Source organism: Arthrobacter sp. SPT-J7 (assembly GCF_059089965.1).
In genome coordinates this window covers 418,993-443,220 of record NZ_JBNHFF010000004.1, presented here as the reverse complement: position 1 = coordinate 443,220, position 24,228 = coordinate 418,993, and the positions used below count along the sequence as shown (strand labels likewise).

The 24,228-nt window shown below is 66.1% G+C and carries 17 protein-coding genes and 1 rRNA gene; 6 read left to right on the top strand and 12 right to left on the bottom strand.

Annotated elements, in window-relative coordinates; translation table 11 throughout:
* The 4 genes from AC5RWX_RS09575 to AC5RWX_RS09560 form a co-directional block, all read right to left on the bottom strand.
* Window positions 1-361: ribosomal RNA gene (locus AC5RWX_RS09575) — 16S ribosomal RNA — on the bottom strand; the annotation flags it as partial.
* A gap of 385 nt (window positions 362-746) precedes the next feature.
* A complete protein-coding gene (glgB, locus tag AC5RWX_RS09570; RefSeq protein WP_494097287.1) occupies window positions 747-4,622 on the bottom strand; it encodes a 1,4-alpha-glucan branching protein GlgB in 3,876 nt (1,291 codons plus the stop codon).
* A complete protein-coding gene (gene treS / locus AC5RWX_RS09565) occupies window positions 4,615-6,414 on the bottom strand; it encodes a maltose alpha-D-glucosyltransferase (protein WP_493941441.1) in 1,800 nt (599 codons plus the stop codon). Before treS ends, glgB begins: the two co-directional genes overlap by 8 nt.
* Complete coding sequence (locus tag AC5RWX_RS09560; RefSeq protein WP_493957350.1) at window positions 6,414-8,471, bottom strand: alpha-1,4-glucan--maltose-1-phosphate maltosyltransferase; 2,058 nt, start codon at window positions 8,469-8,471, stop codon at window positions 6,414-6,416. The genes treS and AC5RWX_RS09560 overlap by 1 nt, the downstream gene beginning before the upstream one ends.
* Before the next feature lie 134 nt (window positions 8,472-8,605).
* Here AC5RWX_RS09560 and glgP point away from each other — a divergent pair, with 134 nt between their 5' ends.
* From glgP to AC5RWX_RS09535, 5 genes are all read left to right on the top strand, one after another.
* Window positions 8,606-11,239 (top strand): alpha-glucan family phosphorylase, encoded by a 2,634-nt coding sequence (glgP, locus tag AC5RWX_RS09555; protein ID WP_493957351.1) that lies wholly within the window; start codon window positions 8,606-8,608, stop codon window positions 11,237-11,239.
* Window positions 11,240-11,570: 331 nt separating this feature from the next.
* Window positions 11,571-12,635 (top strand): YihY/virulence factor BrkB family protein, encoded by a 1,065-nt coding sequence (locus AC5RWX_RS09550; RefSeq protein WP_493941438.1) that lies wholly within the window; start codon window positions 11,571-11,573, stop codon window positions 12,633-12,635.
* A gap of 48 nt (window positions 12,636-12,683) precedes the next feature.
* The gene (locus AC5RWX_RS09545; protein WP_493941437.1) at window positions 12,684-13,511 is read left to right on the top strand and encodes a hypothetical protein; all 828 of its coding nucleotides are present in this window, start codon (window positions 12,684-12,686) and stop codon (window positions 13,509-13,511) included.
* A complete protein-coding gene (locus AC5RWX_RS09540; RefSeq protein WP_493941436.1) occupies window positions 13,508-13,975 on the top strand; it encodes a phage holin family protein in 468 nt (155 codons plus the stop codon). Before AC5RWX_RS09545 ends, AC5RWX_RS09540 begins: the two co-directional genes overlap by 4 nt.
* A complete protein-coding gene (locus AC5RWX_RS09535; RefSeq protein WP_493941434.1) occupies window positions 13,972-14,592 on the top strand; it encodes a DUF3618 domain-containing protein in 621 nt (206 codons plus the stop codon). The genes AC5RWX_RS09540 and AC5RWX_RS09535 overlap by 4 nt, the downstream gene beginning before the upstream one ends.
* Before the next feature lie 77 nt (window positions 14,593-14,669).
* Here AC5RWX_RS09535 and glgX read toward each other — a convergent pair whose 3' ends face one another.
* From glgX to AC5RWX_RS09505, 6 genes are all read right to left on the bottom strand, one after another.
* Window positions 14,670-16,607 carry a glycogen debranching protein GlgX gene (glgX, locus tag AC5RWX_RS09530; protein ID WP_493944680.1) on the bottom strand — a complete coding sequence of 646 codons (1,938 nt, stop codon included), beginning with the start codon at window positions 16,605-16,607 and terminating at the stop codon, window positions 14,670-14,672.
* 168 nt (window positions 16,608-16,775) lie between these two features.
* A complete protein-coding gene (rlmB, locus tag AC5RWX_RS09525) occupies window positions 16,776-17,756 on the bottom strand; it encodes a 23S rRNA (guanosine(2251)-2'-O)-methyltransferase RlmB (RefSeq protein WP_493941433.1) in 981 nt (326 codons plus the stop codon).
* A gap of 118 nt (window positions 17,757-17,874) precedes the next feature.
* Entirely contained in the window at window positions 17,875-19,338 is a 1,464-nt protein-coding gene (cysS, locus tag AC5RWX_RS09520) for a cysteine--tRNA ligase (protein WP_493957352.1), read from the bottom strand.
* 156 nt (window positions 19,339-19,494) lie between these two features.
* Entirely contained in the window at window positions 19,495-19,995 is a 501-nt protein-coding gene (gene ispF, locus AC5RWX_RS09515) for a 2-C-methyl-D-erythritol 2,4-cyclodiphosphate synthase (RefSeq protein WP_493941431.1), read from the bottom strand.
* Between the two features lie 2 nt (window positions 19,996-19,997).
* Window positions 19,998-20,768, bottom strand: coding sequence for a 2-C-methyl-D-erythritol 4-phosphate cytidylyltransferase (gene ispD, locus AC5RWX_RS09510; protein WP_493944440.1), 771 nt, complete (start codon window positions 20,766-20,768; stop codon window positions 19,998-20,000).
* Between the two features lie 87 nt (window positions 20,769-20,855).
* Complete coding sequence (locus AC5RWX_RS09505) at window positions 20,856-21,338, bottom strand: CarD family transcriptional regulator (protein ID WP_127513280.1); 483 nt, start codon at window positions 21,336-21,338, stop codon at window positions 20,856-20,858.
* Between the two features lie 254 nt (window positions 21,339-21,592).
* On the opposite strand from AC5RWX_RS09505, the gene AC5RWX_RS09500 reads away from it, so the two are divergent.
* On the top strand, window positions 21,593-22,141 hold the full coding sequence (locus AC5RWX_RS09500; RefSeq protein WP_493941429.1) for a hypothetical protein: 549 nt from the start codon (window positions 21,593-21,595) through the stop codon (window positions 22,139-22,141).
* Between the two features lie 90 nt (window positions 22,142-22,231).
* Here the strand turns inward: AC5RWX_RS09500 and AC5RWX_RS09495 are convergent, their stop codons facing one another.
* Both AC5RWX_RS09495 and AC5RWX_RS09490 read right to left on the bottom strand, forming a co-directional pair.
* Window positions 22,232-22,912, bottom strand: coding sequence for a winged helix-turn-helix domain-containing protein (locus AC5RWX_RS09495; protein ID WP_494097286.1), 681 nt, complete (start codon window positions 22,910-22,912; stop codon window positions 22,232-22,234).
* Window positions 22,909-24,111 carry a sensor histidine kinase gene (locus tag AC5RWX_RS09490; RefSeq protein WP_493941426.1) on the bottom strand — a complete coding sequence of 401 codons (1,203 nt, stop codon included), beginning with the start codon at window positions 24,109-24,111 and terminating at the stop codon, window positions 22,909-22,911. Before AC5RWX_RS09490 ends, AC5RWX_RS09495 begins: the two co-directional genes overlap by 4 nt.
* Window positions 24,112-24,228 lie beyond the last annotated feature (117 nt).

The following is a 24,228-nucleotide window of genomic DNA, read 5'->3' as shown; positions in this document are numbered from 1 at the left end:
ATTCCCCACTGCTGCCTCCCGTAGGAGTCTGGGCCGTGTCTCAGTCCCAGTGTGGCCGGTCACCCTCTCAGGCCGGCTACCCGTCGTCGCCTTGGTAGGCCATTACCCCACCAACAAGCTGATAGGCCGCGAGTCCATCCAAGACCAAAAAATCTTTCCACCCGCCACCATGCGGTGACAGGTCATATCCGGTATTAGACCCGGTTTCCCAGGCTTATCCCAGAGTCAAGGGCAGGTTACTCACGTGTTACTCACCCGTTCGCCACTAATCCCCGGTGCAAGCACCGGATCATCGTTCGACTTGCATGTGTTAAGCACGCCGCCAGCGTTCGTCCTGAGCCAGGATCAAACTCTCCGTTAATGTTTCAAACAGACACAGCACCAATAGCCGGGAAAACGACCAAAGACACTGCACTAAATTCAAACCAGGCTGATAAAACCGCGACACACCACAGGGGCGGCACGCCACGGCACTTTCAACCAATAAATAATTGGTATCAACAAACTTGGCACACTATTGAGTTCTCAAACAACAGGAGCACCCGGCACCAAGACGACCCTCACAGGCCCTCCATCGCTCCGGAGCAACTTTTCTAACTTACCCGCGCCCTCAGTCTTTGTCAAACTGTCCGGCCGGTTCCTTCCGGCGGCCAAGGCCTCCGGTCGGCTTCGCGCTGGCGGCTTCACCGCCCTGCGCGGAAATAAACTCTAGCACTGCTCGGCCGGGATGTAAATTCCGCTCCTGTTCATCTGGCAGCACCCTCCGAGGTCCCGGCCGCGGTCCCGGCCGAGGGCTTCAGGTACAAGACGCCGAGCGGGGGAACGCGCAGAACGGCCGAGGCCGGGCTGCCCTTCCAGCCGCCTTCTTCAGCTGTGACCTCTCCCAGGTTGCCGACCCCGGATCCGCCGTATTCGGCCGCATCCGTATTGAGGGTCTCGTCCCAGGCTCCGGCCCACGGCAGCCCCAGCCGGAACCCTTCATGCGGAGCGCCGGCGAAGTTCGCCACGCAGACCAGCGGGTTCCCCTGCTGGTCCCAGCGGATGAAGGACAGCGTGCTGTGCACACCGTCGTTCTCATCGATCCATTGGAAGCCGGCCGGCTCGTTGTCCCGTTCGTAGAGAGCCGGCGTGGAGCGGTAGATCCCGTTGAGGTTGCGGACCAAATGCTGCAGCCCCTTGTGCGGAACGTTTTCGGAGAGCCACCAGTCCAGTCCGTGCTGTTCAGACCATTCGGATTCCTGGCCGAACTCAGTGCCCATGAAAATCAGCTGCTTGCCCGGGTGCGCCCACTGGAAGGCCAGGTAGGCGCGCAGGTTGGCCAGCTGCTGCCAGCGGTCGCCGGGCATCTTGCGCAGCATCGACCCCTTGCCGTGCACTACTTCGTCATGGCTGATCGGCAGCAGGAAGTTCTCCGTGTAGGCATAGACCATCGAGAAGGTGGCCTTGCCGTGGTGGTACATCCGGTTGATCGGATCCTCGGCCATGTACTCGAGGGTGTCGTGCATCCAGCCCATGTTCCATTTCAGGCCGAATCCGAGGCCGCCGGCGCTGGTCGGGCGGGTCACGCCGTCGAACGCGGTGGACTCTTCCGCAATGGTGACAATGCCCGGCACCCGCTTGTAGGCGGTGGCGTTGACTTCCTGCAGGAAGGAGATCGCCTCCAGGTTCTCGCGGCCGCCGTGGATGTTGGGGAACCACTCCCCCTCCTTGCGGGAGTAGTCGCGGTACAGCATCGAAGCCACCGCATCCACCCGAAGCCCGTCGATGTGGAATTCCTCCAGCCAGTACAACGCGTTGGCGACCAGGAAGTTGCGCACCTCGCTGCGGCCGAAGTCGAAGATCAGCGTGCCCCAGTCCGGGTGCTCGCCCAGGCGCGGGTCGGCGTGCTCGTACAGCGGCTGGCCGTCAAAGCGCGCCAGCGCCCACTCGTCCTTCGGGAAGTGTGCCGGCACCCAGTCCAGAATCACGCCGATGCCGGCTTGGTGCAGTTTGTCCACCAGATACTTAAAGTCGTCCGGATGCCCGAAACGCGAGGTCGGCGCGTAGTAAGAGGTGACCTGATAGCCCCACGATCCGCCGAACGGATGCTCGGCCACCGGCATGAACTCCACATGGGTGAAGCCCTGCCAGCTGACGTATTCGGCCAGCTGGTCGGCCAACTGTCGGTAGTCCAGCCCCAGCCGCCACGACCCCAGGTGCACTTCGTAGACGCTCATTGGCCCGTTGTGCGGGTCGCGGACAGCACGCCGTTCCATCCACTCCTGGTCACCGAAGCGGTAATGCGACTCGACCACCCGCGAGCCGGTCAGCGGCGGAACCTCGGTCCAGCGTGCCATCGGGTCGGCCTTTTCGCGCCACTGGCCGTCCTGGCCCAGCAGCTCGTACTTGTACACGGCGCCGGCCTCGACACCGGGAATGTACAGCTCCCACACGCCGGATCCGCCCATTGATCGCATTGCGTGGCGGGACCCGTCCCAGTGGTTAAAGTCGCCCTTAACCCGGACGGCCCGCGCATTCGGTGCCCAGACGGCGAAGCTGACACCGGAAGTGTCGCCCAGCGCAGAGTTGTAGCGCCGCACATGGGAGCCCAGCGCGGTCCACAGCGTCTCGTGCCGGCCCTCACCGATCAGGTGCAAGTCGATCTCGCCCAGGCTGGGCAGGTAATGGTATGGGTCGTCGACGATGTCGGGGGCACCGCCGTCGTACGCCACCTCGAGGCGGTAATCCGGCACATGGCCCGGGTCGTCGGCGGGGAAAACCGCCACCCAGATGCCTTCGTGTTCGTGCTCCATCGGCACGCGCAGCGAGGGCGTGACCACGGTGACGGAATCGGCCAGCGGACGCCGGGTCCGGACCGTGACGTGCCCGTGGTCGTCCAGATGCGCGCCGAGGACCGCGTGCGGCTGGTGGTAGGCACCGTGCGCGACGGCGGAGAGCACCTCCGCATCGACCGCGACGGGCGTGCCGGATCGGCGGCCCGACGACGGCGCTGCGGCCGGCGGCGCGGAGGTCTCCTCCGCGCCGGTGCGGACGGACGCGCCGGCCGTACCGGGCCGTCCGCCTGCGGCACTGCCGGCTGCGCCGACTCCGGCGGCGGCCATGTCGCGGCTGCCCGCGGCTTCCCCACCCGCACCGGCCAGCGGGGCCAACGCCTCGCGGACACCGCGGACCGGAACCTTGACCCAGCGCGGGCGATTGCGCTGTTCGTAGACCACTTCATAGAGTGCCTTGTCCAGCAGCAGCGCCAGATACAGGGTGGACGAGGTGTCCACCGGGTCGCCGGTCTCTTCGCGGTAGCCGTCCAGGAAGGCCGCACTGGCCTGCGCCGCCCATTCATCGGCCGCGGCGGCAGCTGCCGCATCGTCGGGCCCGGCCAGTCGCGCCACCCCAGCGGCGTAATCGAAGGAGCGCAGCATGCCGACCACGTCGCGCAGCGGCACGTCGTCCGTGCCGCGCTCGCCCATCGGACGCAGCGGTTCGCCCTCGAAGTCCAGTACCACCCAGCCTCGTTGCGCGGAATCCAGTACCTGGCCCAGATGGTAGTCGCCGTGGATCCGCTGCAGCTCGGGCAGCTCGGTCACCTGGTCCAGCCGGTCCAGCAGTTCCTGCACCTCCTCGTCCATGGGCCCCACGGACGCCCCGGCCTGCGCCCAGCCCCACCGGATGCGTTCCGCCAGCGCTGCCTTGAACGCGCTGACTTCCGTGGCATCTGCCCGGTGACTGCCGGCCGCTTCGCGGAGGCTGCGGTGAATCCGGCCGGTGACAGCGCCCAACTGGCGCGCCTGTGAGCTGAAGTCCGTGCCGTCCAAGGCCGAGCCGGACGCTGTGCGCCACGCATCCTGGCTGTCCGGAAGGAACTCCCGGAGCACGCTCAGGTGCCCGGTATCCCACAGACGGTCGCTGCCGTCGTCGTTCTGGCCGGGGGTGAGCCAGCCGCCGGTGACCCAGCCGTAGGTGGCCGGAACTTCCCGGCAGCCGGCATCCGTGAGCAGCACGCCCACTTCCACATCCGGGTTGGCTCCGGCTTCCAGGACCCGGAAGAACTTCACAATCAGCGGTCCGTGCTCGGACTGGACCACCACAGAGGTATTCGACTGCTCGCCCAACAGCACTGAGGCCTCCAGCCCCGTGGAGAACTTCGGCCACGTGTCGAACCCTGCACCCGCATGCCCCCGGGTGTGCCCATCACCGGTCACCGCCTGGCGCCGCATCAGTTCCAGCCAGGCGGCGACGAACACCGGATCGTGCGCGCCGTCGTAAATCCAGCGCTCCCCGGTGCCGTGGTCCGTGCCGCCGTCGTCGTTACCGGCCCAGGCCGCGGCGTCGTCACCGCCGCCGCTGATGCTGTCTTGGGGCTCCTGCTGTGCGCGCCCCACCAGCGCAGCGTCCCCGCCGGCCAACGGCTCCCGGCGGTAGCTCAGCGGCACGTTAACCACGTGCACGGCGTTGGCGGTATGCACGGCGACGATGTGGACTTCCAGTCCCACCTCGCCGGACGGATCCTGCAGGCGGATGCCGCCCAGTCGGTGCAGCACAAATTCCTGGCCCTTGGCCGGGAACCAGCGCTGTGCGGTCAGCCACGGGCGCAGCAGTTCGGGAATGCTCGGCGTGAATTTAGGCATGTGTTGTTGCCACCTCGGTTTCTTCAGTGGATCTGATGACCGGAAGGGTCTCCGTCTGCGGTGATGCCAGGTTGGAAGTGATGGAACGCAGGCGCAGCCAGAAGAAGTCGTGGCTGCCCAGCGTCAGGGTGAGTTGGCCGGCGTCGTCAAAGGCCGGGAAGGGGGTGCCGCCGAACAGGTCGCGCAACCCGCGGCCGGCATATTGGGGCAACTGCAGCGGGGCAGCCACCGGGTGCTGCGAAAGGTTGAAGATGCACAACAGCACTTCTTTGTCCACGCCCTCCGGATTGTTTTCCGGCACCTCGCGGAGGAAGGCCAGCACCGACTCCGATTCCACCGGCACGTTGCGGTAGCTGCCCAGGCCGAAGGCCGGGTGGGCTTTGCGCACCGCCAGCATCTGTCGCACCCAGTGCAGCAGCGAGCTGTTGTGCGCCAGCTGTGCCTCTACGTTCACGTAGTTGTAGTGGTACACCAGCGACTGCACCACCGGCAGGTAGAGCTTGCCCGGGTCCGCGTTGGAAAACCCCGCGTTGCGGTCCGGATTCCACTGCATCGGCGTGCGGGAGGAGTCGCGGTCTTCGAGCCAGATGTTGTCGCCCATGCCAATCTCGTCCCCGTAGTACAGGAACGGGCTCCCCGGCAGCGAGAGCAGCAGCGCGTGGATCAGTTCGATTTCGGCCCGGGAGTTGTCCAGCAGCGGGGCAAGCCGGCGGCGGATGCCGATGTTGGAGCGCATCCGCGAGTCCGGCGCGTACCAGCCGAACATCGCCTCGCGCTCTTCCATGCTGACCATCTCCAGCGTCAGTTCGTCATGGTTGCGCAAGAACGTTGCCCACTGGGCACCGGCCGGGATTGCCGGCGTCTCCTCCATGGTGGCCACGATCGGGGCGGCGTTCTGGTCCCGCAAGGCGTAGTAGAGCCGCGGCATGATCGGGAAATGGAAGGCCATGTGGCACTCCGGCCGCAGCCCGCCGTCGTCGTCCTGCTGGCCGAAGTATTCCACTACCTCGTGCGGCAGCTGGTTGGCTTCGGCGATAATCACGCGGCCCGGGTATTCGGCGTCCACCATGGCGCGCAGGTCCTGCAGGAAAGTGTGCGTAGCAGGCAGGTTCTCGCAGTTGGTCCCGTCTTCTTCGAACAGGTAGGGGACGGCGTCCGCGCGGAAACCGTCGATCCCCTGGTCCAGCCAAAACCGCACCACATCGAACACCGCCTCGATCACCTTTGGGTTCTCGAAGTTCAGGTCCGGCTGATGGCTAAAGAAACGGTGCCAGTAAAACTGCCGGCGAATCGGGTCGAAGGCCCAGTTGGAGTCTTCGCTGTCCACGAAGATGATCCGCGCCTCCTGGTACTTCTCGTCCGTGTCGGACCAGACGTAGAAATCGCCGTAGGGTCCGTCCGGGTCGCGCCGGGACTGCTCGAACCAGTCGTGCTTGTCGGAGGTGTGGTTCAGCGGCAAGTCGATGATCACGCGCACGCCGCGGGCGTGGGCCTCGGCCACCAGTCGTTTAAAGTCGCCGATGGTGCCGAACTCGTCCAGCACGTCATAGTAGTCCTCGACGTCGTACCCGCCGTCGCGCAGCGGCGACTTGAAGAACGGCGGAACCCACAGGCAGTCGACCCCTAGCCACTGCAGGTAGTCGAGCTTGTCGATCAGCCCGGAGAAGTCACCGGACCCGTCCCCGTTCGCGTCCGCAAAGCCGCGCACCAGCACTTCGTAGAACACGGCCTTGCGGTACCAGTGCGGGTCGTGCGCCAGGCCCGGAGCATGCAGCTGGAAGGGACTGGCCATCAGCGGTTCCTACGGACATGCAGGACGTGGGCCGGTTCAACGTGGGCGTCCAGCCGCACGTAGTTGTGCTCGCCCCAGCGCCAGCTCTGTCCGGTGAGCAGGTCGTCCACCCAGAACGTGCCGTCGTCGTTGTAGTCCTCGTCCCGCAGTCCCAGCGCCGCCAGATCCAGCGAAACCGTGGATTCGCGCGCACTGTGCGGATCCACATTCACCACCACGATGACGGTGTCCCGCCCGCCGTGGATTTCAGGCAGGTGCGCCTTGTGTTTGGAGTACACCACCGTGGCCGGATCCGTGCTGCGGTGCACGGTGAGGTTGCCCAAGTCGCCGAGTGCGGGGTGGGCCCGCCGGATGGCGTTCAGCCGGGTCAGGTACGGCGCCAGCGAGCGCCCTTCGGCCTCCGCGGCGGCGAAGTCACGCGCCTTGTACTCGTACTTTTCGTTGTCGATGTACTCCTCGGCGCCCGGCCGGGCCACGTGTTCGTAGAGCTCATAGCCGGCGTACACGCCCCAGAGCGGGCTGGCCGTGGCCGCGAGCACCGCGCGGATCTTGAACGCGGCCGGGCCACCATACTGCAGGTACTCGGTGAGGATGTCCGGAGTGTTGACAAAGAAGTTGGGCCGGAAGTACGCCGCGCTCTCATGGCTGACCTCGGTGAAGTACTCTTCGATCTCTTCCTTAGTGTTGCGCCACGTGAAATAGCTGTAGGACTGCTGGAAACCGGCGCGCCCCAGCGCGTGCATCATCGCCGGCCGGGTGAAGGCCTCGGCCAGGAACACCACGTCCGGATGCTCGCGGTTCACCGTGCCGATCAGCCACTCCCAGAACCACACCGGTTTGGTGTGCGGGTTGTCCACCCGGAAGATTTTCACTCCGTGGGAGATCCACAGCTTCACAATCCGCAGGACCTCTTCGGAGAGGCCGCGCGGGTCGTTGTCGAAGTTCAGCGGATAAATGTCCTGGTACTTCTTCGGCGGGTTCTCTGCGTAGGCGATAGTGCCGTCCACCCGGGTGGTGAACCATTCCGGATGCTCGGTGGCCCAGGGGTGGTCCGGGGCGGCCTGCAACGCTAGGTCCAGTGCCACTTCCAGGCCGACCGCTTCGGCTGCCGCCACGAAAGCGTCGAACTGCTCGAAGCCGCCCAGATCGGGGTGAATGGCATCGTGTCCGCCGTCCTTGGAGCCGATGGCCCACGGCGATCCAGGGTCCCCCGGACCAGCGGTCAAGGTGTTGTTCGGGCCCTTGCGGTTCACCTCGCCGATCGGGTGGATCGGCGGCAGATAGATCACATCGAAGCCCATCGCGGCGACGGCCGGGAGCCGCTCCGCCGCCGTCGTAAAGTCCCCGGAGGTCCAGATCCCGGTCGCGGGGTCGTAGTGCGCGCCTTCCGAGCGCGGAAAGAATTCGTACCAGGCGCCGCGGCCGGCCCGTTCGCGTTCCACCAGGATGGGGTACTGCTTCGACGGGCTGACGAGGCTGCGGATCGGGTGGCTGCGCACCGCGTCCAGTACAGCCGCCGAGGTGCCCGCGGCCAGCCGCTCGTGCACGGACAGCGATTCGTCGGCGAGCGCGGCGGCCGCTTGGCGCAGCACCTGTGCATTCTCTTCCGGCCGCCCGTCTTGCCCGCCGGCCTGTTCGAGCAGCAGCTGGCCTTCGGTGAGCATCAGTTCCACGTCGACGCCGGCGGCGATTTTCACCTCGGCGTTGTGCTGCCAGGTGGCGTAGTTGTCCGCCCAGCCTTCAATGTGGAAGGTCCACAGGCCGGTGCCGGTGGGCCGGAGCCGGCCGTGCCAGCGGTCGGTGCCGGCGGCCCCGGGCGTGAGCCTGGCGCGCTGGACCGGGTTGCCGTCCGGGTCGAACAGCACCGCGGTGGCGCCGATCTTGTCGTGCCCCTCGCGGAAGACGGTGGCGGCCACCTCTATGTCCTCGCCCGGGATCGCCTTGGCCGGGAAATCGCCGCCGCCGACCACCGGCCACACATCGACCACCGGGATCCGGCCGAATTTCAGGCGCTGCGTTGGTTGGGACGGGCTGTGCTCCTGCGTCGAAGTCGTCACAAGACTAGACGTTAGCGAGAATCCCTCCCGATTGCGAAGGAACCCGGCGCCCCGGAGACGGTTTGGCGGCCAGTTCGGCGTGCATTCACCTGCCGGTCATCGCCGGTGGAAATATCTGCGCTAACCTAGGCCGGGTGAAGGCAATCCGCAGATTTACCGTCCGCACTGTCCTCCCCGAGAGCATTGCTCCGCTGGCCCGCCTGGCAGGCAATTTGCGCTGGTCCTGGCACCGGCCAACCCAGCAACTCTTCGAACAACTGGACCCGCAGGGCTGGGCCGAAGTGGGCCAGGATCCGGTGGCCCTGCTGGGCTCCTTTACCCGCGAACGGCTGCGGGGGCTCGCCGCCGACCAGCAGGTGGTGACCCGAGTACGCGAACTGGACGCGGACTTGGAGGAATACCTCACCGAAGACCGCTGGTACCAGACGCTGGGAGCTGAGGCCCCGGCGTCGATCGCTTACTTCTCCCCCGAATACGGGATCACCCACGTGCTCCCGCAGTATTCCGGCGGCCTGGGCATCCTGGCCGGCGACCATTTGAAGGCCGCGTCCGATCTGGGCGTGCCGCTGGTGGGTGTGGGCCTGCTCTATGCGGCCGGCTACTTCAACCAGTCGCTGAGCCGCGACGCGTGGCAGCAGGAGACCTATCCGGTGCTGGACCCGGACGGCCTGCCGTTGACCCTGCTGCGCGAGGCGGACGGGCAGCCCGCCCAGGTCACCTTGCCGCTGCCGAACGGGCGCCGGCTCGGCGCCTACATCTGGCGCGCCGACGTGGGCCGGGTGCCGCTGCTGCTGCTGGATTCCAACATTCCAGGCAACGATGAGGCCGCGCGTGGCATCACCGACCGGCTCTACGGAGGCGGCGGCGACCACCGGCTGCAACAGGAACTGCTGCTGGGCATGGGCGGTGTGAAGGCGCTGCGCGTCCACCAGCGGCTCACCGGCGCTCCGGCCCCGGAAGTCTTCCACACCAACGAGGGGCACGCCGGTTTCCTGGGCATCGAACGCATCCAGGAGTTGGCGGCCGCCGGCCTGAACTGGGACGAGGCACTGGCCGCCGGCCGGGCCAACACGGTCTTCACCACGCACACACCGGTGCCTGCCGGCATCGACCGGTTCGACAAGGCACAGATCCAGCACTTCTTCAGTGCCGGGCTCGCCCCGGATGTGCCCACAGCCAAGATCCTGGAACTGGGAGACGAGAATTACGACGGCGGAGATCCGTCCAAGTTCAACATGGCCGTGATGGGCCTGCGGCTGGCCCAGCGGGCCAACGGAGTGGCCAAGCTGCACGGCGTGGTCTCGCGCGGCATGTTCTGCGGGCTCTGGCCGGGCTTCGACCAGCAGGAAGTGCCGATCGGCTCGGTGACCAACGGCGTACACGTGCCCACCTGGGTGGACCCGCAGGTTGCGGAGTTCGCCCGGTCGGCGTTCGGCGACCAAACCGTGATTGACCGCCAGTGGGACCGCGTGTACGACGCCGCCGACGAGGACATTTGGGCGTTGCGCCGCAGCCTGCGGACAAACCTCATTGAGGATGTGCGCCGCCGGCTGCGTGCGTCCTGGAAGAAACGCGGCGCCGCGGACGCCGAGCTGGCGTGGACTGATTCCGTGCTGGACCCGGACGTGCTGACCATCGGTTTTGCCCGGCGGGTGCCCACCTACAAACGGCTGACCTTAATGCTGCGCGATCCGGCCCGGCTCAAGGCGCTGCTGTTGCATCCGGAACGGCCGATCCAACTGGTCATCGCCGGCAAATCCCATCCGGCCGATGAACAGGGCAAGCGGATGATCCAGGACCTGGTGCGGTTCACCGACGACCCGGAGGTCCGGCACCGGATCGTCTTCCTGCCCAATTACGACATCGCCATGGCCCGCACCCTCTTCCCGGGTTGCGACGTGTGGCTGAACAATCCGCTGCGTCCGCTGGAAGCCTGCGGTACCTCGGGAATGAAGGCGGCCATCAATGGCGGCCTGAATCTCTCCGTGCTGGACGGCTGGTGGGACGAAATGTACGACGGCGACAACGGTTGGGCGATACCCACGGCGAACCCCTCCACCGAAGCCGGGACCGCCGACGTGTTCGACCCGGACGAGCGGGACGACATAGAAGCCGCAGCACTCTATGACCTGGTGGAGCACCATGTGGCGCCGCGCTTTTACGCCGCGGAGATACCCGAAGGTGCCGGTGCCGCGGGCCCGTCCGAGCCGATCGGGACGGACAACGTGCCGCATCAGTGGATCGCGATGATCAAGCACACGCTGGCCAACCTGGGGCCGGCCGTCTCCGCCGAACGGATGCTGCAGGACTATGTGGAGCAGCTCTACCGTCCCGCAGCGACGTCCGGACGGGCTGCCCGCGCTGACGATTTCACCGCGGCGAAGGAACTGGCCGCGTGGACCAGCAGGGTCCGCAATGCTTGGGGTGACGTGTCGGTGGATCACGTGGATTCCATGGGCATTACCGACGAACCGCAGATCGGCGAGTCGCTGACGGTCAATGCCTACGTCCGGCTCGGCCCGCTGGCACCGGATAATGTCACCGTCCAGGTGGTCCATGGGCAAGTGACCGAAAACGACGATCTCGTGCAGACGTCCAGCGATGATCTGGTCGTCGCGGAGCAGTTGGGCGACGGTCGCTACTTGTTCACGGGCCCGGTGACGATCGACCGTTCCGGTTCGTTCGGGTACAGCGTGCGCGTGCTGCCCAAGCATGAGGCGCTGGCGAACCAGGCCGAACTCGGCCTGGTTGCCAACGCCAGCAACTGATCAGCCATCCGGAAGGACTGTGGTCCCCGCCTGGCCGGCCCAGGCGGGGACCACAGCCACTCGGCGTGCAGGTGAAATTCAACAGATTTTTTAACCACTCCTGCAGCCGTCCTGGGCCGCCGCGCCTTCCCGGCGCCCGGCGCCTGCAGTAGCCGTGAATCCGCGGAAGCGCCCGGTTCTCGCTCGTCGCGCGCCGCCCGGTCCGCACCTCGATAGCAGCTGAAAATCTGCCCCTTCGTACGTCCTTCTGTGTGGCACACCCCTTTATTATCAGCATGCTGACTAATAGCATGAGGGTGTTCCGTCCTAAAGAACCGCAAAGGAGGCGAATATGGGCACCGGTACCGAGCAAGGCACTGCACCACCGCCGGACCATGAGGACAAGCCTCAGACTCCCCCAGAGGTGAAGAAGGCCTCCTGGAAGTACATCTTCCGCAAGACGTTCCGTGAATTCACCGACGACGACTGTACGGATCTGGCCGCTGGGCTGACTTACTACGGCGTCCTGTCCCTGTTCCCGGGCCTGCTGGCCTTGGTCTCGGTCCTGGGACTGGTTGGACAGGCCGAAGCCACCACCGACGCCATCATGCGCATGGTCGAAAACGTGGCGCCGGGCCAGACGGCAAATGTCATCCGGCAGCCCATCGAACAGTTGGCCAGTTCCCAAGGAGCGGGGCTGGCGTTCGTTGTTGGCTTGGTGGGTGCCATCTGGTCCGCCTCCGGCTACGTCAACGCCTTCGGCCGGGCCATGAACAGGATCTATGAGGTCGATGAAGGCCGCCCGTTCTGGAAGCTGCGCCCGGTCATGCTGCTGATCACGATCGTGGTGCTGCTGCTGGCGGTGCTGATGATGCTGATGCTGGTGCTCTCCGGACCGGTCGCACAGACCGTCGGCTCCTTTATCGGCCTGGGCGAAGTGGCGCTCACCGTCTGGAACATCGCCAAGTGGCCGTTGCTGGTCATCTTCGCGGTGGTCATGATCGCGGTGCTGTACTACGCGACGCCGAACGTGAAGCAGCCGAAATTCCGTTGGATGAGCCTCGGCGCGCTCATCGCGCTCCTGGTGCTGGCTCTGGCAACCCTCGGCTTTGCTTTCTACGTGGCCAACTTCGGTAACTACAACAAGACCTACGGTGCCATCGGCGGCGTGATTGTCATGCTGCTGTGGTTCTGGCTGGCCAATCTGGCCCTGCTGTTCGGCGCTGAGTTCGATGCGGAAACCGAACGCGGCCGGCAGCTCCAGGCCGGCATCGCCGCCGAAGAAAACATTCAGCTTCCGGCCCGTGACACTCGCAAGAGCGACAAGAACGCCGAGAAGGAAGAGGAGGACATCGCCCGGGGCCGCAAGCTCCGTCATGCCTACGGGCAGGAGGAGGAATCCCGTGAACACACCTGAAAACGTCAGGACTGACAGGAAGAAACCCGCTACAGAAAAGGAATTGCCATGACCACGAATTCAAGTTCCGGCAGTTACGACGAGGGAGTTCCCGTTTACCCGGCCGGCGGCGCGGCAGTCCCGCCGCCCACGACTCCGCCGATGACCGGCCAGTCCAGGAGCGAGACGGCCAAGACCGAGGCCAAGGACGTAGGCCGCGAAGGGGTCGAAGCCGGGCAGCATGTGGCCGAAACGGCCAAGGGCGAAGCAAAGCAGGTGGCCCAAGAGGCCAAGGAAAAGGCCCGCAACCTGATGTCCGAACTGGGCGACGACGTCTACGGCCAGGCCCACACCCAGCAGCAGCGCGTGGCGTCCGGCCTGCGCTCGATCGGGGAAGAGCTCAGCTCCATGGCTCGCAACTCGGACCAGTCCGGGACCGCGACCAATTTGGTGAGCCGAGCCGCGGACAGGGCTGACTCCGTGGCTGGCTGGCTGGAAAACCGCGACCCGGGCTCGTTGCTGGACGAGGTCAAGCGCTTTGCCCGCCAGCGTCCCGGTGCTTTCCTGGCCATCGCGGCAGGCGCGGGTGTCCTGGCCGGCAGGCTGACCAAGGGCTTGACCGCCGATAGCGGATCGGGCAGCGGCGTCGGAATGGGGCAAGGCATGGGCACGCATCGTGCTACCGCCGGCCCGGTCTACGCTTCGCCAGAGACGGTTGGCGGCTATGACACTCAGAGCGCTGCGGGCTTTGCGGCACCGGGGGCGCAGACGGGCTCTGCGATCGGCGGCGCACCGGCACAGCCAGAGACCACCTACCCGGCCGGCGAACCGCCCTTGGGCGGCCGCGGCACCGCAATTCCGGACCGAAACCCCTATGAAGGCGGAGGTACGCTATGAGTCACCAGCAGGTGCCCGGCCCAAGCCAGCAGCACGTGCCCGGTCAGGATGGCGCCCAACCTACCCGGGCGGAGATCAAGGCCGAGAATGAGTCGCTCGGCGACCTGCTCAGCCAGGTCACCAAGGACATCTCCGTGCTGATGCGGCAGGAACTGGAGTTGGCGAAGGCCGAACTCAAGGAGACCGGCACCAGGGCCGGCAAGAGCGCAGGGATGCTGGGCGGAGCCGGCGTCGCCGGGCATTTCGTCCTGCTCTTCCTGTCCCTCGCCCTGTGGGCCCTGATCGCTTACGGAATCGGCTTGGCGTGGTCCGCCCTGATTGTGGCAGTCATTTGGGCGATCGTCGCCGCCATTCTCTATTCGGCCGGCAGGAAGAAGATGAAGACCGTCCAGGGGATGCCCCGGACCACCGAGTCAGTGAAAAAGATTCCGGAAACATTGAAGCCAAGTGAGGAAGCACTATGAGCCAGTCACCAGAAGAAATCCGAGCCGACATCGAACGGACACGCGCACGGCTGGGCACGGACGTGGACGCTGTGGCGGAGAAAGCCTCGCCGTCGAACATTGTCCACCGGCAGACGGACAAGGTGAAAGATTCCGTGGGCCGGGTCAAGGACAAGGTCATGGGCGCCGCGGACGACGTCGGCAGCGGCACGAAGTCCATGATGCAGGACGCCGGGAGCGGCACGAAGTCCATGATGCACGACGCCGGCCAGATGGCCAGCGACGTCCCACAGCAGATTGCCCGCAAGGCGGAGGGCAACCCCTTGGCGGCAGGTCTGATCGCCTTCGGTGCAGGCTGGTTGCTGTCCTCGCTGTTCCCCGCCAGCCGCGTAGAGCAGCAGGCTGCTGACAAGGTCAAGGAGGGAGCCCAGCCGGTTGTCCAGCAAGTCAAGGACGCCGCCCAAGAGGTGGCCCAGGACATGAAGGAGCCGGCCCGGGAGGCGGCCGAGGACCTGAAGTCCTCTGCGCAGGACTCGATGGACAAGGTCAAGGCCGAAGGCACGTCCGCCGCGCAGGACGTCAAGGACCGGGCACAGGAGGCCCGCGGGAATGTGCAGGAGCCGCCGCGGCAGATCTGATCCGCCTCGGATCGCGTTCCGCCGCGTAGTCATCCGGCGCCGGATGGGCCCTCAAGGCCCCCGGCGCCGGATGCATGTCAGGAACGGTAGATCGAGATGGCGTTGGCGCTGATGATGTCCTTCTCACCGCTGCGGACCTTGGCCCCGCGCCGTTGATCATCAACGTGCGAGGTGGTGTAGAGCAGCTCGAAAGGAATCTTTTCACCGCGGTGCTTGCCAAAATCCTGCAACGTTCCAGGAGCGGGCATCACGATCTTTTGCGGCTGCAGCCCCCCGTTGATGACCACCAGACCGTCGATCATGCCTTGCGGCGACCCCATCAACAGTTGGACCATGCGGCAGTCCGGGTCGTTCCAGTCATCCGGCGTCATCGGTTCGCCGTCGGCATTGAACCAGAGCAGGTAGGAACTCTCCTCCCGCGCCGGATAGTTATAGGGCTGGTGGGCCAGGAAGGAACGGCGGATCCGGATCAGCCGGCGGGTGACATCAAACATCCGGTGTTCGCGCTCATCCAATTGCCAGTTGGTCCAGGCCAGGCCGTTGTCCTGGCAGTACGCGTTGTTGTTCCCTTGCTGGCTCCGCCCGATTTCGTCGCCGGCGCAGATCATCGGCACGCCGAGCGACAGCAGCAAGGTGGCCATCAGGTTACGCGCCGTCCGCTCGCGCGCATTCAGGATCCGGCTGTCCCCGGTATGCCCTTCGACGCCGTGGTTGTAGCTGCGGTTGTGGTCGTGCCCGTCACGGTTTTCTTCGCCGTTCGCCTCGTTGTGCTTGCGGTGGTATGATGTCAGGTCGGCCAAGGTGAAACCGTCATGGGCGGTGACGAAGTTCAGCGAAGCCAGCGCCGTGCGGCCGGAACCGGCGAACAGCTCGGTGGATCCGGCCAGGCAGCTGGCCAGTCTGGCCACGGTCCCGCCGCGGCCGCCGGACGCCGCGGCTGCTTGGTCCGCCAGCCAGAAATCACGGACGGTATCGCGGAAGCGGTCGTTCCAGTCGGCCCAGCCCGGCGGAAAGTGGCCGGTCTGCCAGCCACCATCGCCCAGGTCCCAGGGTTCGGAAATCAGCTTGGCTCCGGACAAGACGGAGTCGGCGCCGACGGCCACCAAAAACGGATGGCGGGGATTGAAGTGGTTATGCCCATCCCGGCCCAGGGATACGGCTAGATCGAAGCGGAAGCCGTCGATGTGGAATTCTTCCACCCAGTAGCGCAGCGAGTCCAAGGCCAACTGGATTACGCGCGGCTCGTTGAAGTTCATTGTGTTTCCGCAGCCGGTGGTGTCCAGGTAGTTCCCCTGGCCATCGTGCCGGTAGTACACGTCGTCGGCCAGGCCGCGGAAGGAGTACGTGTCCTGGTCTTTCCCGCCCTCGGCGGTGTGGTTGTAGACCACATCCAGAACCACCTCGATCCCCACCGAGTGCAGCTTCTTCACCATCGTGCGGAACTCGTCCTGCACGGCCCGGGGACCTGCCGCTTGGGCGGCCGCGGTGGCGTAGCCCGGCCAGAGCGCGAAGAAGCCCAGCGTGTTGTAGCCCCAGTAGTTGACCAGGCCCAGGTCCTGCAGGTGCGGCTCGTCCAGGTGGTAGTGCACCGGCAGCAGCTCCAGCGTGGTGATTCCCAGTTCAAGCAGGTAATCAACCATGACCGGATGCGCCAAACCGGCATAGGTGCCGCGCAGCTCCTCGGGAATCTCCGGGTGCAGCATGGTTTGGCCCTTCACGTGGCACTCGTAGACCACCGTGTCGCGCCACGGGATGTGCGGGCGTGCGTCGTTCCCCCAGTCGAAGCTGCCGGTGACGTACACCGAACGCAGCACGCCGCCGTCGTCGTCAATGGCCCGGCCATAGGGGTCCAGCAGCAGCTGCCCCGAGGCCGGGAGCGCCTCGCCGTGCGGCCAGAAGGCGTAACGGCTGCCCGCAACCAGCCCTGTAACGGTGCCGTGGTGGACGCCGTCCGTGAAGGCATCCAGCTCAACGCACTGCCACACACCGCCGGCGTCCTGAAAATGCACGTCCATGGTGGCAAGCCCAGGGGCGAACACCGCCACGTTCACCGCACCCGGGATCGGCGGCAAACCCGGGGCAGCGTCGCTGATGCCCAACGGGAAGGCACGCGAAAGCTGTTGCGGGCGGGCGCTCAGCTTGGGGGCGATGCTCTTGGCGTGACGGGCCAAACGGTCCAGCTCCTAGCGGGCTCGCTGCCGCGATATTTCGTACAGGCTGATGCCCACGGCCATCGAGGCGTTGAGCGATTCCATTGCCGAATCGATCGGGATAGAGACGATCTGGTCGCAATTCTCGCGGACCAGCCGGGAGAGACCCTTGCCCTCGGACCCGACGACCAGGCACACCGGCTCGGTGGCCAGGGACAGGTCAGGCAGCGAGACGTCGCCCTCGCCGTCCAGTCCCAGCACGAAGATGCCCAACTGCTGGAAGGCCTTGAGGGTGTTGGTCAGGTTGTTCGCCTTGGCCACGGGCACGCGCACGGCCGCGCCGGCGCTGGTCTTCCAGGCGGAGGCCGTCATGCCCACGGAGCGGCGTTCGGGCACCACCACGCCGTGGCCGCTGAAGGCGGACGCGGAACGGATGATGGCGCCGAGGTTGCGCGGATCGGTAATCCCGTCCAGTGCCACGAACAGCGGCGCGTTGTTGATGTAGCCCTTCTTGAACTTGGCCATGGTTTCCTCGGCCAGCTCCAACGCGTCTTGGTATTCGTAGGGCGGGATCTGCAAGACCAGGCCCTGGTGGACGGCGTCGTCGGTCATCCGGTCCAGTTCCGGCTTGTGCGATTCCATCACCGGGATGCCGCGCTCGGCGGCGATCTTCAGGGACTCCTTGACGCGGTCGTCCATCTCGATCCGGACCGCTACATGCAGTGCCTTGGCCGGCACCCCGGCGCGCAGCGCTTCCACCACGGAATTGCGTCCGGTCACCATCTCGCCGGCGGACTTGCCGCGGCGGGCGGAGGGGCCGCGCTGGCCGCCCTGGTGTTTGGCGGCGGAGCGTTCGGAGAGCTGCTTGCTGCGGTACGCCTTGTGGTAGGGGCGGTCTTCGGCCTTCGGCGTCGGCCCCTTGCCTTCAAGCGCTTTGCGCCCGTGGCCGCCGGTTCCTGTGGTCGGTCCCTTCTTGGACTTGCGCACCGCTCCGGGGCGAGGTTTGTTGGCCATCGAAAACTACCTTTGGTGTTGGGGAAGGTGCGTTCCCACTGGCGCACACCGGCGGTGGCCGGTTAGCCCGACGGGAACCGTCTGGCTTTAAGGGTACCGCCAACCGTGCAAGCTGCCGTCAGCCGAGGCTCCAGCTCACGCCCTCGGCCGAGTCCTCCACCACGATTCCGGCCGCGGCCAGCGTGTCGCGGATGGCATCGGCGCGGGACCAGTCCTTGGCCGCCCGGGCCGCACGGCGCTCCTCCAGCTGGGCGCGCACCAGCGTGTCCAGGGCCTGGTGGGCAGCGGTGTCCTCGCCGCCGGCGTGCCAGTGCGGGTTCAGTGGGTTGATGTGCAGCACGTCGGTCATCGCCATGACCTGGTGCAGCGCGCGGGTGGCTGCTTCCTTGTCCTTGGCGTCCAGCGCAGTGTTGCCGGCCCGCACCGTCTCATGGACCGCGGCCAGCGCCTGCGGCACGTTGAGGTCGTCGTCCATCGCGGCGGCGAAGGCCTCCGGCACCCGTTCGGTGACCATCAGCCCGAACTGCCCCTCGCCGTAGAGGAACTTCAGCGCCCGCTGCATGAAGCCCTCGATCCGCTCCACCGCGGCGGCCGCTTCCACCAGTGAGCCGGGGTTGTAATCCAGCGCGGACCGGTACTGTGCCTGGCCCAGGTAGTAGCGGACCACCAGTGGCCTGGAGTCCTGCAGCATTTGCGCCGGGGTGATGATGTTGCCGATCGACTTGGACATCTTCTCGCCCTCGAAGGTGACCATGCCGTTGTGCATCCAGAAGTTGGCGAACCCGTGGCCAGCTGCCCGGGACTGCGCCACTTCGTTCTCGTGGTGCGGGAACCGCAGGTCCAGTCCCCCGCCGTGGATGTCGAACTCGGCGCCCAGGTACTTGGTGACCATGGCGGAGCACTCCAGGTGCCAGCCCGGCCGGCCGGCGCCCCACGGGCTGGTCCAGCTGGCGGTCTCCGGCTCCCCTTCCTTGTGTCCCTTCCACAACGCGAAGTCGCGCGGATCCTTCTTACCGCGCGGGCCGGCGTCGGGCGCGGCCTGCATGTCCTCGATCCGCTGGTGCGTTAGCGAGCCGTATTCAGGCCAGGAGCGCACGTCGAAGTAGACGTCGCCGGAATCGTCCAGCGCAGGGTAGGCATGGCCGCGGTCGATCAGCTGCTGGATCAGCCGGTGCATCTCCGGGATGTGCCCGGTGGCGCGCGGTTCGTAGGTGGGCCGTTCCACCCCGAGCGTGTCGTAGGCCTTGGCGAACTCCTGCTCATAACGGTAGGCCAGCGCCCACCAGGGCTCGTTCGGCACCGGCACCAGCGGGTCCTCGGCCGCATCCGGGCGGAAGGATTCGGCGGACTTGACCAGGATCTTGTCGTCAATATCCGTCACGTTGCGCACCACTGTGACGTCATAGCCGCTGTAGCGCAGCCAGCGGGTGAGCTGGTCGAAGGCGATGGCCGAGCGGATATGCCCCACGTGCGGGTCGCCTTGCACCGTGGCACCGCAGTAGTAGAGCCCCACCTTACCCGGAACCAGCGGGACGAACTCGCGGACTTGCGCGGTGGCGGTGTCATAGAATCTCAGGCTCACCGCTCTAGCGTAGCCGCGCGCGCGGTACCGGTGCGAACCGCTGCTTGGTCCCGCCCGGTGCGGGTCCGCCGTTGAACTCGGCCAACGGCCCGCCGGGTGCGTTGCTGGAAGCCGTGCGTTGCTGAAAGCCGTGTGTTGCTGAATGCCGTGCGTTGCTCAGGGCAGCGGTACAACGACGGCGGTGGCCACCGCCGCGATCCCCTCGCCACGGCCGGTGAACCCCAGTCCGTCACTGGTGGTGGCCGAGACACTGACCGATGCGCCCGCGGCCTCGCTGAGCACGGCCTCGGATTCCTGCCGCCGGGGTCCGAACTTGGGCCGGTTGCAGACCAGCTGGACCGCAATGTTGCCGATCTCGAACCCGGCCTCGCGGACGATCCGGGCGGCTTCGGACAGCAGCTGCACGCCCGATGCGCCCGCGTACTCCGGCCGGTCGGTGCCGAAGTGCGTGCCCAGGTCGCCCACTCCGGCTGCGGAGAACAGCGCGTCGGCGGCTGCATGAGCAGCAGCGTCGCCGTCGGAATGGCCGGCCAGGCCCTGCTCGCCCTCCCAGAGCAGTCCGCCCAGCCACAACGGCTGGGGGTCGTCCGAGCCGGCGAAAGCGTGCACGTCCACACCAATGCCGGTGCGCGGGATGGGGTACGGAAATTCAGGCACGGTCAGCCTTCCATGATGTGTCGAGGCTGGCGGGCTGCCAGCAGGGCTTCGGCCACGGCCAGATCCAGCTGCGTGGTGATCTTCAGGGCCTGCGCCGAGCCGGGCACCAGCATGACCTCCACGCCGCTGCGTTCCATCAGCAGCGCCTCGTCGGTGATGCCGTCGGCCTCGTCCGGCGCCAGGTCGGCCAGGCCGTTATGCGCCTGGGCCAGCGCCGCGGCGTCGAACCCCTGCGGCGTTTGCACGGCCCGCAGTTGTGTGCGGTCCACCGTCGCTGCCACTTTTTCCGGTGCAATGTCCGCCTCCGCTCCGGTGCTCGGCGTCGCGGTTTTTATGGTGTCCACCACTGCTACCGCGGGAACGACGGCGCGGGCGCCGGCCGCCAGCGCGCCCGCGACCCGCTGAAACACTTCGGGCGGGGTGAGTGCCCGGGCGGCGTCGTGCACCAGGACCGAGGCGGCGCCCTCCCCCAGCCCGCGCAGCGCGGCGGCGACCGAGGCCGCCCGGGAGGCACCGCCGTCGACCGTTGAAATCGCTACCTCCGGATGGTCAGCAGCGAAGCCGGCACAGACCTGCCGCAGCGTTGTATCCCCGGCGGGAACGGCCACGCAGATACGTGATGCCACCCCGGCTGCCAGGACGCCGCGGAGCGCGTGCGCGAGGATCGGCTCACCGGCCAGCGGGACTTGTGCTTTCGGCAGGCCGTAGCCCAGCCGGGTGCCGGAGCCGGCCGCCACCACGATCACGCCCACTGATGCCTCTGCTGTGCTCATCCCCCTAGCCTAATCGGGGAACCCGCACCGTCCGCGGCATGCAAAAGCGGCCGGCACCCTGTGGATGCCGGCCGCTTTGGAGCACAATCAGGAAGCGAGGACCTCGTCGAGGACTTCTGCCGCCTTGTCTTCGTCGGTCTTCTCGGCCAGCGCGAGTTCGGATACCAGGATTTGCCGTGCCTTGGCCAGCATCCGCTTCTCGCCCGCGGAGAGGCCGCGGTCATGGTCCCGGCGCCACAGGTCGCGAACAACTTCCGCTACCTTGATGACGTCGCCGGAGGCCAGCTTTTCCAGGTTCGCCTTGTAACGGCGGGACCAGTTGGTCGGCTCTTCGGTGAACTCGGCACGGAGCACATCGAACACATGCTCGAGGCCTTCCTTGCCCACCACATCGCGAACCCCGACCAGGTCCACATTCTCCGCCGGAACTTCAATTGTCAGATCGCCCTGGGCAACCCGGAGCTTGAGATACATCTTCTCTTCACCTTTGATGGTGCGCATTTTGATCTCTTCGATCTTTGCGGCACCGTGGTGAGGGTAAACAACCGTCTCGCCGACCTCAAATACCATCTGTAGTATCCCCTTTCCCGACCACTAGTTTACCACGGATGATTTAGCCACTTCCGCGAGTTTGCAGGGCAAGCAGGCTGTCCGGGGGCTAAAATGCAGCCCCTGACCCCCTTGACGGATTGCAGATTTGATGCATCCGAGCGGATTCTTACAAACGTCGAATCCTACTTTTCACCGGTTTGCCGATAGGCTAGGCGAGGCAAGCTGCCTAGATCTGCAGCACCGCACCTGATTGATACTGAGGAGTTTCTGCCGTGAAGATTGCGCCGAAGAACCGTGTGCAGCGCACCCTTGTAGCAGGCGCCGCCGCGCTCACCCTGCTCGCATCGACCGGATGCGGCGCAATCAACGAACAGGCCACCACCAAGTCCTACTCCGCCAGCGACGGCATTGTGGCCAACGTTGGCCCGATCGGCCTGCGCAACCTGATGGTTGTTGCCGAGAACGCTGACTCCACCGGGCGCCTCCTCGGCACCGTGGTGAACAAGTCCGATTCCCCCGTGCAGCTGAGCCTGACGGGCTCGGGCAGCACCGCCACCGTCACCGTTCCGGCCGACGGTCAGATCCGCTTCGAGGACGAGGCGAACAAGACCACCGTTGACCGCCCGGGGGCCGCTCCCGGCGCCCTGGCCAATGTGACGGTCCGCGTGAACAACGAATCGGCCGACGTGAAGGTCCCGGTGCTGGACGGCACGCTGCCGGAGTACAGCAGCTACGTCCCCACCCCGGCGCCGAGCGAAACGTCCGCGCCGAAGGAAAGCACCGCACCGTCGGGCGAGGCGACCCAAGAGTCCGGCGCCTGATATCCCGCTGTCACATCTCAAAGGCCGGGCCGCTTCCCTTCCAGGAAGCGGCCCGGCCTTTGAGATGGCTGGCTGGCAGCGACTGCGGGCTTACGGTTCGAACTTGTAACCCAGTCCGCGCACGGTGACCAGGTAGCGCGGTGCAGACGGATCCGGCTCGATCTTGCTGCGGAGCCGCTTGACGTGTACGTCAAGGGTCTTGGTGTCGCCCACGTAGTCGGAGCCCCAGACCCGGTCAATCAGCTGCCCGCGGGTCAGCACCCGGCCGGAATTGCGCAGCAGCATCTCCAGCAGTTCGAATTCCTTCAGCGGCAGCGATACCGGTTCGCCGTCCACGCTGACCACGTGCCTTTCCACATCCATCCGCACGGGGCCGGAGGACACGGTGTTCGGCACCAATTCCTCCGGTTCGCCCTGGCGGCGCAGCACCGCACGCACCCGGGCCACCAACTCGCGCGAGGAATAGGGCTTGGTGACGTAGTCGTCGGCGCCCAATTCGAGTCCCACGACCTTGTCGATCTCCGAGTCCTTGGCGGTGAGCATGATGACCGGGACCGAGGAACGCTGCCGCAACTGCCGGCATACTTCCGTTCCGGACTGTCCCGGCAGCATCAGGTCCAACAGGACCAGATCCGCGCCGGCCTGGTCGAACGCCACAATGGCATCCAGCCCGTTATCCACCACCTCGACTTCGAAGCCTTCTTTACCCAACAGATAGCTCAACGGATCGCTCAGCGACTCTTCATCTTCGACGACCAGAATGCGGGTCAAGCACCGACTCCTTGTTCATGCGCCACACCGGCGCCCTGCGTACGCGGCTCCACGGATTCAGTGGTGCCACCGTCTTCCTGCTCCATTTCCGGCAGCCGTATGGTGAAGGTGGAGCCCTGGCCGGGCTGCGACCACACCGATACTTCCCCGCCGTGCTGGGAGATGACGTGTTTAACAATGCTCAGGCCCAGGCCCGTTCCACCGGTCTGCCGCGAGCGGGCATCGTCGAGGCGGTAGAACCGCTCGAAGATCCGGTCCTGCTGGTCGGGGGTGATGCCCGGGCCCTGGTCGGTCACCGAAACGGTCGCCAGGCCTTCGCGCACGCGCAGTCCCACGCCGACCTTGCTTCGTTCCGGGGCGTAGCGGATCGCGTTGTCGATCAGGTTCCGCAGCGCGGTGGTCAGCAATTCGGCATCACCGAAGACCGGGACACCAATGCTTCCACCCACCGACAGTTCAATGTGGCGGCTTTCCGCGGTGAGCTTGTTGCGGTCCACGGCTTCGGCGACCACTGCGTTCAGGTCCACCTCGGTACCGCCCTGCACCACGTCCGCGCCCTGCAACCGGCTCAGCTCAATAATGTCCTGCACCAGCGCGCCCAGCCGGCGGGCTTCCTTGTGCATGCGGCCGGCGAAACGCCGGACGGCTTCTGCATCGTCGGCGGCGTCGTCGATGGCTTCGGCCAGCAGCGAGATGGCCCCGACCGGAGTCTTCAGCTCGTGCGACACGTTGGCGACGAAGTCGTTGCGCATCGCCTCGGTCCGGGTAATTTCGGTCCGGTCATCGGCCAGCAGCAGGATGTATTCCTCGCCGATCGGCGCCACCCGTACCTGCACCACAATGGTGCCCTGGCCCAGCGGTCCGCGCGGCAGTTCCAATTGCCGTTCTTCGATCACGCCGTCGCGGCGGACCCGGGCAGTCAGCTCCAACAGTTCGGAGTGCACTATCGTGTGACCGCGAACCAGCCCGAAGGCGTAGGCGGCCGGACTGGCGCGCACCACCCCGTCGATCGCGTCCACCACCACGTAGGCGCGGCCGACGACGGACAGCACCTCGGCAGCGCCGTCCGGCAAGGTGGGCTCGGCAACTTCCTGCAGCCGGCGCCGCTGGCGGTCGCTCAGGCCGAACGCGAGCACTCCGAAGCTGCCCAGCGCCAAGCCGACGAGGCCTGCCAGGAGGCCAATAAACAGTGGATCCACGCCTCTAGCTTAGGCGCAGCGCCGCACAGCATCAGGCCGATCCAGTAGTAATCGTCAGGGCGTTCAACTAACGTTCACCTGAGGCAACGTAATAGTTAACCGCAGCCTGACAAGGTG

Bases quoted from the DNA above. Each gene is read 5' to 3' on its own strand.
- treS (WP_493941441.1), bottom strand. From the start codon at position 6,414: ATGGCCAGTCCCTTCCAGCTGCATGCTCCGGGCCTGGCGCACGACCCG.
- AC5RWX_RS09545 (WP_493941437.1), top strand. From the start codon at position 12,684: ATGACCACGAATTCAAGTTCCGGCAGTTACGACGAGGGAGTTCCCGTT.
- glgB (WP_494097287.1), bottom strand. From the start codon at position 4,622: ATGCCTAAATTCACGCCGAGCATTCCCGAACTGCTGCGCCCGTGGCTG.
- AC5RWX_RS09550 (WP_493941438.1), top strand. From the start codon at position 11,571: ATGGGCACCGGTACCGAGCAAGGCACTGCACCACCGCCGGACCATGAG.
- AC5RWX_RS09505 (WP_127513280.1), bottom strand. From the start codon at position 21,338: ATGGTATTTGAGGTCGGCGAGACGGTTGTTTACCCTCACCACGGTGCC.
- ispD (WP_493944440.1), bottom strand. From the start codon at position 20,768: ATGAGCACAGCAGAGGCATCAGTGGGCGTGATCGTGGTGGCGGCCGGC.
- glgX (WP_493944680.1), bottom strand. From the start codon at position 16,607: ATGGACGTGCATTTTCAGGACGCCGGCGGTGTGTGGCAGTGCGTTGAG.
- AC5RWX_RS09535 (WP_493941434.1), top strand. From the start codon at position 13,972: ATGAGCCAGTCACCAGAAGAAATCCGAGCCGACATCGAACGGACACGC.
- AC5RWX_RS09540 (WP_493941436.1), top strand. From the start codon at position 13,508: ATGAGTCACCAGCAGGTGCCCGGCCCAAGCCAGCAGCACGTGCCCGGT.
- rlmB (WP_493941433.1), bottom strand. From the start codon at position 17,756: ATGGCCAACAAACCTCGCCCCGGAGCGGTGCGCAAGTCCAAGAAGGGA.